Genomic DNA, 11,298 nt, shown 5'->3' with positions numbered 1-11,298 from the left:
GCGCGCACGCGGCCCACGACCTCGCGCGCCAGCTCGCCGAGGGCGACCACGGCGTCGGAGACGACGATCTGGCTGACGGGCACGTCGACCGGATGTGCCCGGGTCAGTTCCGGGGTCGGTTCCGGGCGTGGTGCCCGGGCCGGTCACGGTGCTCTCGCCCACGACCGAGATGGCGTTGCCGCCGATCGTGATCGGAAGCGTCACGGGCAGACCCAGCTGGGTGCCGCCGAGGATGCCGCCCTCACCGGTGGTGATCCCGCCGCCGGTCGCCGGAGCGGTCGGGGTGGTCCCGGTGCCGGTGGTCCCGCCGGCGACGGTGGCGTCGTCGAGCACGGAGATCGCGTTGCCCGTCACGCCGATGGGGGCGGTGACGGGTGCGGTGACCTGGGTGCCGCTGGCGGTGCCGTCCTCACCCGAAGTGGCGGGCGTGCCGCCGGTGGCGGGTGCGGACGGGGTGCCGCCGGTGCCGGTGGTGCCGCTCGTGGCGCTGTCTCCCAGGAGCGAGATGGCGTTGCCGGTCACGGTCACGGGGGCCGTCACCGGGGCGACGACCTGGGTGCCGCTGGCGGTGCCGTCCTCACCCGAGGTGGCGGGGGCGCCGCCGTTCGCGGGTGCGGTCGGGGCCGTGGTCCCGGTACCGGTGGTGCCGCCGGTGACGGTGGCGTCGTCGAGCACGGAGATGGCATTGCCGGTCACGCCGATGGGGGCGGTGATGGGTGCGACGACCTGCGAGCCGCCGACGACGCCGTCCTCACCCGAGGTGGCGGGGCTGCCGCCGTTCGCGGGTGCGGTGGGAGCCGCGCCGGTGCCGGTGCCGCCGGTGCTGGCGCTGTCGCCGAGCAGCGAGATGGCGTTGCCGGTCACGGTCACGGGAGCCGTCACCGGGGCGACGACCTGCGTGCCGCTGGCCGTGCCGTCCTCACCGCTGGTGCCCGCGTCGACGCCGGTCGCGGGAGCCGGTGCTGCGGCCTCCGCGTCGGTCGAGGCCGACTCGGCGTCGCCCAGGAGCGACAGCGAGTTGCCCGACACGGTCACCGGAGCGTTCACCGCGAGCAGGGCCTGCGTGCCCGAGAGCACACCGTCCATGCCGTCGGTGTCGAGGGAAAGCACCCCGGCCGCGTCAGGGGCCTGGGGAGCCGCGCTCTGGGGTGGAGCGGCGGCCGGGGTGCTGGTCGTGGAGTCGTCGGTGAGGCTGATCGCGTTGCCCGACACGGTGACGGGCAGGTTCACGGTCACGACCGCCTGGGTTCCCGACGCGGTGCCCGAGCCGCCGTCCGTCTCCGCAGCGGGTGCGGGAGCGGGGGCCGGGGCCGGAGCGGGGGCCGGTGCCGGAGCGGGCGCGGGGGCCGGAGCCGGGGCCGGTGCGGGAGCCACCGCATCGCCGAGCACGGAGATCGCGTTGTCCACGACCGTGATCGGCGCCGTAATGGGTGCCACCGCCTGGGTGCCGGAGAGCAGTCCGTCGTCTCCGGATGTCTCGGCCGCATTGGCGGCCGTCGCGCCGAGCAGGGTGATCCCGCCGGCGAGGAGCGCGCCCCACAGGGCTCGCTTCGCGTAAGTACGCATGATGGTTCTCCTGACATGACTGGGGTGTCTGATGGGTGCACGCGATGAGGTGCGCGCGCAGCACGGCATCTGCCATCCGCGGGGATGGCGCGACGGTCAGTCAGTCAGGAGAGACGTCGGTGTCGGCGACGGGCGAGCCGGGAAGGGCATCGTCCGAGGCGCCGGCAACCCGCTCCCAGGCACGGAGCGGGAGCACGCCGTCGTCGCCGAGGCGAGCGTGGGCGTACGGGGTGCCTCCGCCGGAGGTGGCGGAGGAAGACGGGGCGGCGGGGGCACCGGGGGGTGCGTTGCCGGGCGCGGGGGTGTGATCGCCCGCGGCAGGGTCGGCGGGCGGCGTGGCCCCCTCGGCGCGTTCGTCGGAGGCGCCGGAGATCGCGGCGGACACGCCGGGCGTCGTCGCGCCGGGCAGCGCGGACACGGGCGCGGAGGTGAGAGCCACCGGGGCGGCGGGGAGCGATCCGTCGCTCACCGGCGGAATTCCGGGCTGGAGGCCGTCGATCACGGGCGGCACGGTCTCGTCGACGGTGCCGCCGATCACGCCGGTCACGTCATCGACCACGCCCACCACCTCGGTCACGAGGTCGGACGCGCCGGAGTCGACGACGATCCCGCCGACGATCGGAAGGCGGCCGACGGCGTCGAGGATCGGTGCGGTCACGCGCGAGATGGGCGAGTCCGCGAGGAGGTCGGTGGTGGTGTCGACGACCGACGAGGTCGCGTCCGTCACCGTGCCGAGCACGGGCGCCGCGACCGACCCCACGACCGGCACGCTCTCGACCGTCTCCGTGACCGTCTCGACGACGGCGGGCGCGGCCTGCACGGGGGCGACCGCCTGCGAGACGACGGGGGCGACCACCTGCGTCACCACCGGGGCGACCACCTGCGTGACGACGGGCGCGGCCACCTGGGTCACGACCGGGGCGACGACCTCGTTCACGACGGGTGCCGTCACGGCGGTCACCGTCTGCGTGACCGCGGTGGTCAGGGAGTCGAGCGGGCCGGGCTTCTGCTCGTCCGCGTGAGCGGATCCGCCACCGGTGAGCACCGTGAGTGCGGCCCACGCGAGCGCGCCGAGGCCACCCCAGAGAACGACGGCGGGTACGCCGCGTCGGGTCGCTCGAGCGCTCACGTCGTCCTCCCCCTCTGAAGGCAACGCCATATCGATACGGGTGTGTCGATGGGGAGCAGAATACTCGCGGGGTCCCACCCTGTCCAGGCCCATTTACAACCGCGACGGGTGGTGTCAGATCGTGACGCGCCCGGCGGATTTCCGGCTTGACTTTCCCCAAGTTCTACACATGTCGCTCCGGCAGGGGAAACCTTCAACGCGCGATTTAAGCTCGTTTCCATCCACAGGGTGGGGAAACGAGAAATCCCAGGTCAAGCGTCATAAAAAAGTCCTTCTTCACCACACTCCACCGGGTTATCCACACCCGTTCTGCACAGACACTCCGCGTTTCTCCGCACGCTCTCCACATGGTTATCCACAGGCTGTGTTGCACCGTGTGGAGACCGCTCATAGCGTGGTCGAGCGACCGAATGTCGGGGGCCCCTGTTTGTCTGGAAACGGCCGCCGCGCGGGCGTGGAACCACCGACGACCACTCGTCATCCGCTGTCGGAGTTCCGCATCGGAACCGTCGCATCGAAGGGAACACTGTGTCGATCGCCGACATCTCGGAGGAGCGCCTGGGAGGGCAGCGTCCGCCCGAGCGCACCCCGCCGCACGACCTCCTCGCCGAGCAGAGCGCCCTGGGCGGCATGCTGCTGTCGAAGGACGCGGTGGCCGACGTGATCGAGACCCTCAAGGGCGCCGACTTCTACATCCCGAAGCACGAGCTGATCTTCGAGGCGATCCTGTCGCTCTACTCGCACGGCGAGCCGACCGACGTGGTCGCCGTCACCGACGAGCTCATCAAGACGGGCGAGCTGAGCAAGGCCGGCGGCGCCGACTACCTGCACACGCTCACCTCGATCGTGCCGACTGCCGCGAACGCCGGCTACTACGCGGGCATCGTGTCGGAGCGGGCCATCCTCCGCCGGCTGGTCGACGCGGGCACCCGCATCGTGCAGCTCGGCTACGACGGCCAGGGCGACGCGACCGACATCGTCAACAACGCGCAGGCCGAGATCTACTCCGTCACCGGTTCGGAGACCGCCGAGGACTACGTGCCGCTGACGGTCGCGGTCGACGCGGCGGTCGAGGAGATCGAGGCGGCGAACGGCCGCGACGGCTCCATGACGGGCATCCCGACCGGGTTCCGTGAGCTCGACGAGCTGACCAACGGCCTGCACGGCGGCCAGATGATCGTCGTCGCCGCCCGGCCGGCCATGGGAAAGTCGACGCTCGCGCTCGACTTCGCGCGCGCCGCCTCCATCGGCCATGACTTCCCCTCCATCTTCTTCTCGCTCGAGATGGGCAAGAGCGAGATCGCGATGCGTCTGCTCAGCGCCGAGGGAGCCATCCCGCTGCAGAACATGCGCAAGGGAACGCTCGACCCGCGCGACTGGACCACGGTCGCCGCGACCCGCGGCCGCATCAACGACGCGCCCCTCTACATCGACGACAGCCCGAACATGACGCTCGTCGAGATCCGCGCCAAGTGCCGGCGGCTCAAGCAGCGTGCCGGGCTGCGCATGGTCATCATCGACTACCTGCAGCTGATGACCTCCGGCAAGCGCGTCGAGTCCCGTCAGCAGGAGGTCTCGGAGTTCTCGCGAAGCCTCAAGCTCATCGCCAAGGAACTGCAGGTGCCGGTGATCGCGCTGTCGCAGCTGAACCGTGGTCCCGAGCAGCGGCAGGACAAGAAGCCCGCCATCAGCGACCTGCGTGAGTCGGGCTCGATCGAGCAGGACGCCGACATGGTGATCCTGCTGCACCGAGACTCCGTGTACGACAAGGACGTGCGTCCGGGCGAGGCCGACCTGATCGTGGCCAAGCACCGTAACGGCCCGACGGCCACCATCACGGTCGCGTTCCAGGGCCACTACTCCCGCTTCGCCGACATGGCCCCCGGCGGCGACTTCAACTGATCTGTGCACGGAACGCCGGTCGCCCGGGCCCGTCGCGCTGGCGCGGGCGGGCGCATCCTGACAAGCTGACGGGATGAACCGCACCCGCGCCATCGTCGCCGTCGTCGCGGGGGTGGCGGTCGCCGGTGTCGCGGCCCTCGCCGTCCCGGCTGTCGTCTCCGCCGTCTCCGCGCCGTCCGAGACGTTCACGCACGCGCCGGCACCGGCCCCCGCCGCGGTCGACGAGTCGGAGTCCGCGCCGGGCGAGGGCGACCTGGTCGATCTCGGCGACGGCGTCTCCGTGCCCGCGGGCGGTCCGGGGGAGTGCACCACGAACTCGCTCATCAACATCGTCGCCCAGGACGGAGGGGCGCCGCATGCGAAGCTGCTCGGCGACCTCGTCGAGATGGGGGCGTCCGACCTCGCGAACGGCACCCCCGTGCTCGGCGACGACGGCACGGTCGTCGCCTACGAGGTCGCCCCGGGCGACAGCCTGATCGCGATCGGTCAGCGGTTCTGCATCGACTACGTCACCGTCTCGATGTACAACCACGTCGACGGCATGACCGTGCACCCGGGCGACGTGCTGATCCTCCGACCCGACCCCGCCCTCCCGTGGATCGACCAGTACGGGCCGTTCCAGGCGGAGGCCGGCACCTCCACCATCCCCTACGCCAACGCGTTCATCGAGTTCTCGAACGCGATCGCCGCGGGCGACCTGGGCGCGGCGCGCGTCGTGTGGCAGCGCCTCGGCCCCGATGTCTCGCCGGAGGGGCAGGCCGTGGTCACGCAGGCCCTCGCCGACGAGGACTGGGACGTGCTGCACCAGCTCTTCCCCTGACCTCGCGCCACAGGCCCTTGTGGCTCCCGCCCCGGCGGGTGTAAGACGGAGCCAGTCGAAGTGGACTGGGGTTCGACATGGGGACGTGGACGCGCGCACGGCGTCGTGCGCTGGCGGTGGTCGGAGCGACCGTGATGCTGGTCGGCGCGCTCGTGCCCGCCGTCGCCTCCGCCGCCGACGAGACCTTCACGATCGTGGTGCTGCCCGACACACAGGGCTACACCGTGTCGAGCACGTACGAGCAGACGATGGCCGCGCAGACGCAGTGGATCGTCGACTCCCGCGCGCAGCTCAACACGAAGTTCGTGATCCAGGTGGGCGACCTCGTCGAGTCGTGGCCGAACGTGAACCACTGGGAGCGCGCGAGCCGGTACATGAAGACGCTCGACGACGCGGGCGTGCCGAACTCGGTGCTGCCGGGCAACCACGACCTCGACATCACGACCGGCGAGTCGAGCACGTACGACAGCTACTTCCCGCCGAGCCGGTACTCCGCCGCCTCGTGGAACAGCCCGACGGTGTCGTACGGCGGATACCTGGGGCAGAACCAGTTCGGGCCCGACGGCATCGACCGCAAGAACAAGGACAGCTACAGCCTGCTCACGGTCGGCGACACGAAGCTGCTGCTGCTGAGCCTCGAATTCGAGTCGCCCGCCTACACCCTCGCGTGGGCCCAGCGCGTGCTCGACGCCCACCCCGACCGCAAGGTCATCCTCGCCACGCACGGCTTCATCAACACGGGCGGCACGCGCGCCACGCACGTCATCCGCACCGACGTCACCCCGGTTTCCGCGGTGACGCTGTGGAACGACTTCGTGTCGCAGAACTGCTCCATCTTCCTTGTCGTCAACGGCCACTGGCACGACGGCGACATCGGCGAGGCGCGGCGCACCGACCCGAACTCCTGCGGCACGCCCGTGCACCAGATCCTGTCGAACTACCAGAGCCGCGCGAACGGGGGCAACGGCTGGCTGCGGTACTACACGTTCGATCCCGCCGCGGGCACGGTCGACGCCTTCACCTACTCGCCGACCCTCCAGCAGTACGAGACCGACGCCGGGAGCCGCTTCACCCTCCCGGTCGACCTGGAACCCGGCACGGATGAGGTGCTGCTCGCGGGCGGGTCGACGTGGAAGTGGCGCAACTCGACGCAGGCGTGGCCGACCGGGTGGACGACCCTCGGCTTCGATGATTCCGGGTGGGGTTCGGGGAGGGCCCCACTCGGATGGGGCACCGCTGCCGTCACCTCGATCGACCTCGGGCCGCCGAGCACCAACCGCGCCCGCGCGATGCTCTTCCGCACCACCGTGACCCTCGCCGACATCGACGAGCTCAGTGGCGTGACCGTGAGCACCCGGGCCGACGACGGGGTGGCGGTGTGGGTCAACGGCACGCTGCTGGGCACCTCGCATCTGCAGTCGACCGCGCCGACCAGCGCGACCTATGCCGACGCGGTGCGCTCGACGAGTGTCGCGACCGCCGACCCCGCCGTGTTCGCGGTGCCGTCCGGACTGCTGCGCGAGGGGGCGAACGTGATCGCCGCCTCGGCCCACGTGAACTACCGCGGCACGCCGGACAGCACGTTCGACCTGGTGATGACCGCACGCCGTACGACCGTCGACCCCCCGCAGGACCCTCCGGGCGCCCCCGCGGCCACCGCGACCGCCACGTCTCCCACGAGCGTGGACATCGCGTGGTCGCCGGGCCCCGGAGGTGCGGTGAGCGGTGTGGAGGTGTCGCGCCCTGGAATGACGACGCTCACGGGGACAGGGGCGACGGGGGTGGTGACGGACGCGGCGGCACCGGCGGGGAGTGCGGTGTCGTACGCGGTGGTCGCGATCGGGCCGGACGGTGCGCGGTCCGCCGCGACCACGGTCTCCGTCACCACACCTCCCGCGGCGACGCCCGTGCCGGTCACGCTCGTGCGCAGCGATGCCGCCTGGCGCTTCCGCTACGCGGCCGGAGCCTGGCCGACCGGATGGACGGGCGTCGCGTTCGACGACACGGCGTGGGGGCAGGGCGCCGCACCGCTGGGCTTCGGCAGCGGCATCACGACGGTCGTCGACGTGCCACCCCCCACCACGCAGCGCCCCATCAGCATGCTGTTCCGCACGTCGTTCACGGTCACCGACCCCGCGAAGCTCTCCGAGCTGGTGCTCACGGCGCGCGCGGACGACGGGGCGGTGGTGACGGTCAACGGCGTCGAGGTCGGCCGGCTCCGCATGCCGACGACGACCGTCACCTCGACCACGTACGCCACCGCGGCGCCGAACACGGCCGCCGCGGTCGCCTCACCGCTCGTGATCCCGATCCCCGCGTCGTCGCTGCGCGCCGGCGTCAACGTGATCGCCGTGTCGACGCATCTGAACTACCGCTCGACTCCCGGCGTCTCGTTCGTCGCGACGCTGGAGGGCAAGACCCTTCCCTGAGCAGCGCGCTCGCGCAGGGCGAGGTGCACTCGGCAGGAGTGCGCATCCGTGAACGGCAGCACGCGATCGATCACGATGGGTCCGCCCGCTCGCTCCAGCAGCGAGCGCAGCAGTTCCTCGTGCACCCGGCAGGCGACGGGTCCGTCGTCGGCGAGCAGGGCGTGGAAGCGGCACGGTGCGAGTTCGATCGTCAGGGCCTCCTCGTCGACCTCGGGCTCCAGCCCCACCTCGTCGAGGTGGTGGTATAGGGCGTCGAGCTGGTGCGTCGCGTCGGTCGGCAGGGTGGACTCGGTCGCCGGGAGCACGGCGCGCATGAGATCGCCGTGCCGGATCGCCTCACGCAGATGCCGCTCCGCGATCTCGTTGCGATCGGTCGCGGTCACCACCGAGAAGCGCAGCCGGGGTCGTCCACGGCGGCCGGTGTGCTCGACCTCGGAGCGCACGTGCCCCTCCTTCTCCAGGATCCGGAGGTGGTCGCGGAGAGTGTTGACGTGCAGACCGGTGAGGGCGGACAACTCGGCGAGACCGATACCCGGGGTGTCGAGCAGGGCGTCGAGGACCCGTAGGCGACTCGACTGGGCAAGACCGCGGTAGGCGTCGATAGGACGTGGCATGTTACCTATTATCCGCGCATGTCGGAAAACCGGCGAATTGCACGGCCCGCGTCTGCGCAGGCTCCCGGCCGCCTGGGTAGCGTGGGGTCATGACCGGCGGGCGTCTGACCACAGCACTGCGACTGCTGCTGCCCGCGTTCCTGCTCGGCGCGATGGTCGCCATCTCGTTCCTCGAGGCGCCGCTCAAGTTCCTGGCGCCGGGCGTGACCATCCCGATCGGACTCGGCATCGGGCGCCTGGTCTTCACCGCGCTCAACGTGCTCGCGGGTGTCGTGCTCCTCGTGCTGACGGTCGTCACGGTGCGGGCGCGCGCCGGGCGCACCGTCGGGGTGCTGCTCACCGCGATCTGGGTCGTGTTCGCCGTCGAGGTCGCGGTGATCCGCCCCGTGCTCAACCGCCGCAGTGATCTGGTGATCGCGGGGTCTGCCGCTCCCGGGACCGACGGGGCGCACTATGCCTACATCGCGGCCGACACGGTCCTGGTCGTGCTGCTCGTGGCGCTCACGATCGTCACCGTGCGCTCGGTGCTGCCCGATCCTGCGGCGACGCCGGCTCCAGGAGCGTCCGTGCGCAGTCCCGGGCCACGAGGAACGGACCGTTGAACGTCCCCATCCCGACCGTGACGATCGCCCCTTCGTAGAGCAGCATCATCGCCTCGGCACGCCGGTCCGGATGGTCGAAGCCCGCCTCGGCGAGCAGCTCGTGGAACACCGACAGCAGCCACGTCTTCTGCCGCGACGCCTCGGCGAGCACGAGGCGCTCGTCGTCTCCGCCGTCGATCTCCGCGCGGGCGTTGATCGCGCTGCACCCCTTGGGGCTGTTCTCGTCGGACCAGGTGATGGCGGCATCGAACACGGCGAGCACGCGGTCGACGCCCGGCTCCGGCACGCGGGCGAGATGCGCGGCGACGTGATCGCGCCAGCGGGCGTCTCGGTGCTGGAGGTAGGAGACGACGAGCGCCTCCTTCGAGCCGAACCGGTCGTACAGCGTCTTCTTCGTCACTCCGGCGGCCGCCGCGATGGTGTCGACGCCGACGGTGTGGATCCCCCGTTCGTAGAACAGCCGGGACGCCGCGTCGAGCACGCGCTGTGCTCCCGGGGTGAGGGGGACGAGCTGCGGGGTCTCCTGGGGCATGACACGAGTATACCGCCCTGTATAGTCAGGATCATGAGTAAACAGATCGGTATACTTCACGGAGCGTTGACCGTCGCCGCCGCCGTCGCCTTCGTCGCCACGTGGAGCTCGGGTTTCGTGATCGCCGCCTTCGCCACGGCCGATACCTCCGCCCTCACCCTTCTCGTCTGGCGGTTCGTCCTCCTCGCGATCGTGCTGCTCCTTCTCGTCGGCGCGACCCGGGCGGCACGGGGTGTCACGCCGCGCGAACTCGGCGTCCAGGCCGCGATCGGGTTGTTCGCGCAGTTCGGCTACTGCGCCGCCGTGTGGGGCGCCGTCGCGGCCGGCATCGCCACCGGGACGGTCGCCCTCATCGACGCCGTGCAGCCGCTCGTCGTCGCCGCCCTGGTCGGCCCCCTCCTCGGCCTGCGCGTGCGCGGCGCCCAGTGGGCGGGGCTCGGGGTGGGTGCCATCGGCGTGGCCCTCGTCGTGCACTCCCAGCTCGGCTCCGCCGCGGCCACTCCCGCGGCCTACCTGCTGCCCCTGGCGGCGATGGTGTGCCTCGTGATCGGGACGTTCCTGCAGCGGCGGTCGTCCGCGCACACGGGGGTCCTCGTGACCCTCGCCGTGCAGGTCACCGTCACGGCCGTCGTGCTGCTCGTGATCGCCCTGCTCGCCGGAGCGCTCGTCCCTCCGGCCACGGCGGGGTTCTGGATCTCGGTCGCGCTCGCCGCCGTGTTCCCGACGCTCGGCGCCTACGGCCTGTACTGGTGGCTGCTGCGTCGCGTGGGCATCACCGCACTGCAGGCCCTGCTGTTCCTCATCGCACCGGCCACCGCACTCGCCGGGGCACTGCTGCTGGGTGAGCCGTTGACCGTGCTCACCGTCGCCGGCTTCGTCCTGTGCGCCGGGGGTGTGACGCTCGTGCTCGCGGGCGAGCGGGAGGCGCGGACCGAGGGGGCAGAGGCTCAGGGCCGGACGCGCACCGCCCGGCCCTCGAACGCGACCACGTCGCCATCGTGCAGTTGACGACCACGGCGGCGGTCGACCTCACCGTTCACGGTCACGAAGCCGTCGATGATGACCTCCTTCGCGTCGCCGCCCGAATCGAGCAGACCGGCGAACTTGAGGAACTGGCCGAGGCGGATGACCTCACCGCCGATGGAGACCTCGTCGATCGGATCGGAGTTCGTCATGCCTGCATCGTATCGGCCGCCCGCCGCGTCTCAGTCGTCGAGGTCCGTGCCGACCACGGCGAAGGAGGCATCGAACTCGATGTCGACCGAGCGGTTGTCCGCCGTGAGCACGGAGGCGTCGTAGGGGCTCACATCGTCGGCGTCGACGTCGAGGTCGGTGATCATGCCGTCGGCCTCCGCGAGCGCGGCCTCGACCAGCGCCCGGATGGTCTCGTCGTCGAGCGTGAGCGTCGGCCCCGTGTCGTCGTCGTCCGCCTTCTCGGTCGCCACGACGGACGCCTTCAGGTCGTCGTCCACGCGCACGTCGCTCTCGTCGCCCGTGGCCGTGGTCAGCTGCACCTCCCACGTGCCGTCGCGCTTCGCGTCGATCGAGGTCACCTCGCCGTCCGCGGCTCCACGCGCCGCCTCGGCGATGTCGAGCAGCTCGTCGATCGAGGCCGTGCCGATACCGGTCACCGGTCCACCCGCACCGGCCGGCCGGTCGTCGCGGTCGCCCTCGCGCGGACCGTCGTCGTCGCGGGGGCCGTGG

Annotated in this window: 11 protein-coding genes; 5 read left to right on the top strand and 6 right to left on the bottom strand. The window is 71.4% G+C overall.

Translation table 11 applies throughout. From position 1 onward, the window contains the following. Together ACWGQ1_RS18290 and ACWGQ1_RS18285 are read right to left on the bottom strand one after the other, a co-directional pair. Window positions 1-1,566: cell wall anchor protein (locus tag ACWGQ1_RS18290; RefSeq protein ID WP_452313517.1), on the bottom strand; the 1,566-nt coding region annotated here is incomplete at its 3' end. Between the two features lie 100 nt (window positions 1,567-1,666). Beyond that, window positions 1,667-2,695 carry a hypothetical protein gene (locus ACWGQ1_RS18285; RefSeq protein ID WP_452313516.1) on the bottom strand — a complete coding sequence of 343 codons (1,029 nt, stop codon included), beginning with the start codon at window positions 2,693-2,695 and terminating at the stop codon, window positions 1,667-1,669. Window positions 2,696-3,223: 528 nt separating this feature from the next. Between ACWGQ1_RS18285 and dnaB the strand changes: the two genes are divergently transcribed. The 3 genes from dnaB (at window position 3,224) to ACWGQ1_RS18270 (ending at window position 7,846) form a co-directional block, all read left to right on the top strand. Then, window positions 3,224-4,597: a replicative DNA helicase gene (gene dnaB, locus ACWGQ1_RS18280; RefSeq protein WP_062637804.1), complete on the top strand. Its 1,374-nt coding sequence runs from the start codon at window positions 3,224-3,226 to the stop codon at window positions 4,595-4,597. A 73-nt stretch (window positions 4,598-4,670) separates the two neighbouring features. Further along, window positions 4,671-5,417, top strand: a complete 747-nt coding sequence (locus tag ACWGQ1_RS18275; protein ID WP_168387283.1) for a LysM peptidoglycan-binding domain-containing protein — start codon at window positions 4,671-4,673, stop codon at window positions 5,415-5,417. Window positions 5,418-5,494: 77 nt separating this feature from the next. Continuing rightward, on the top strand, window positions 5,495-7,846 hold the full coding sequence (locus ACWGQ1_RS18270) for a metallophosphoesterase (protein ID WP_452313515.1): 2,352 nt from the start codon (window positions 5,495-5,497) through the stop codon (window positions 7,844-7,846). Here ACWGQ1_RS18270 and ACWGQ1_RS18265 read toward each other — a convergent pair. After that, window positions 7,786-8,460, bottom strand: a complete 675-nt coding sequence (locus tag ACWGQ1_RS18265) for a winged helix-turn-helix transcriptional regulator (protein WP_452313514.1) — start codon at window positions 8,458-8,460, stop codon at window positions 7,786-7,788. The two genes, ACWGQ1_RS18270 and ACWGQ1_RS18265, sit on opposite strands and share 61 nt — an antisense overlap. A gap of 89 nt (window positions 8,461-8,549) precedes the next feature. Here ACWGQ1_RS18265 and ACWGQ1_RS18260 point away from each other — a divergent pair, with 89 nt between their 5' ends. After that, window positions 8,550-9,062 (top strand): hypothetical protein, encoded by a 513-nt coding sequence (locus tag ACWGQ1_RS18260; protein WP_205814390.1) that lies wholly within the window; start codon window positions 8,550-8,552, stop codon window positions 9,060-9,062. Here ACWGQ1_RS18260 and ACWGQ1_RS18255 read toward each other — a convergent pair. Then, complete coding sequence (locus ACWGQ1_RS18255) at window positions 8,971-9,594, bottom strand: TetR/AcrR family transcriptional regulator (protein WP_136028493.1); 624 nt, start codon at window positions 9,592-9,594, stop codon at window positions 8,971-8,973. The two genes, ACWGQ1_RS18260 and ACWGQ1_RS18255, sit on opposite strands and share 92 nt — an antisense overlap. 33 nt (window positions 9,595-9,627) lie before the next feature. On the opposite strand from ACWGQ1_RS18255, the gene ACWGQ1_RS18250 reads away from it, so the two are divergent. Beyond that, window positions 9,628-10,602 (top strand): DMT family transporter, encoded by a 975-nt coding sequence (locus ACWGQ1_RS18250; RefSeq protein ID WP_240744474.1) that lies wholly within the window; start codon window positions 9,628-9,630, stop codon window positions 10,600-10,602. Here the strand turns inward: ACWGQ1_RS18250 and ACWGQ1_RS18245 are convergent. Together ACWGQ1_RS18245 and ACWGQ1_RS18240 are read right to left on the bottom strand one after the other, a co-directional pair. Further along, entirely contained in the window at window positions 10,542-10,769 is a 228-nt protein-coding gene (locus ACWGQ1_RS18245) for an RNA-binding S4 domain-containing protein (RefSeq protein ID WP_136028492.1), read from the bottom strand. The genes ACWGQ1_RS18250 and ACWGQ1_RS18245 overlap by 61 nt on opposite strands. Window positions 10,770-10,799: 30 nt before the next feature. Continuing rightward, the coding region (locus ACWGQ1_RS18240; protein WP_452313513.1) for a hypothetical protein at window positions 10,800-11,298 on the bottom strand (499 nt) is incomplete at its 5' end.

The organism is Microbacterium sp. NPDC055599 (assembly GCF_053618975.1).
This window is presented reverse-complemented; position numbering and strand designations above follow the sequence as displayed.

Excerpts from the sequence above, each read along its gene's own strand:
- ACWGQ1_RS18275 (WP_168387283.1), top strand. The coding sequence starts at position 4,671 with ATGAACCGCACCCGCGCCATCGTCGCCGTCGTCGCGGGGGTGGCGGTC.
- ACWGQ1_RS18270 (WP_452313515.1), top strand. The coding sequence starts at position 5,495 with ATGGGGACGTGGACGCGCGCACGGCGTCGTGCGCTGGCGGTGGTCGGA.
- ACWGQ1_RS18265 (WP_452313514.1), bottom strand. The coding sequence starts at position 8,460 with ATGCCACGTCCTATCGACGCCTACCGCGGTCTTGCCCAGTCGAGTCGC.
- ACWGQ1_RS18260 (WP_205814390.1), top strand. The coding sequence starts at position 8,550 with ATGACCGGCGGGCGTCTGACCACAGCACTGCGACTGCTGCTGCCCGCG.
- ACWGQ1_RS18255 (WP_136028493.1), bottom strand. The coding sequence starts at position 9,594 with ATGCCCCAGGAGACCCCGCAGCTCGTCCCCCTCACCCCGGGAGCACAG.
- ACWGQ1_RS18250 (WP_240744474.1), top strand. The coding sequence starts at position 9,628 with ATGAGTAAACAGATCGGTATACTTCACGGAGCGTTGACCGTCGCCGCC.
- ACWGQ1_RS18245 (WP_136028492.1), bottom strand. The coding sequence starts at position 10,769 with ATGACGAACTCCGATCCGATCGACGAGGTCTCCATCGGCGGTGAGGTC.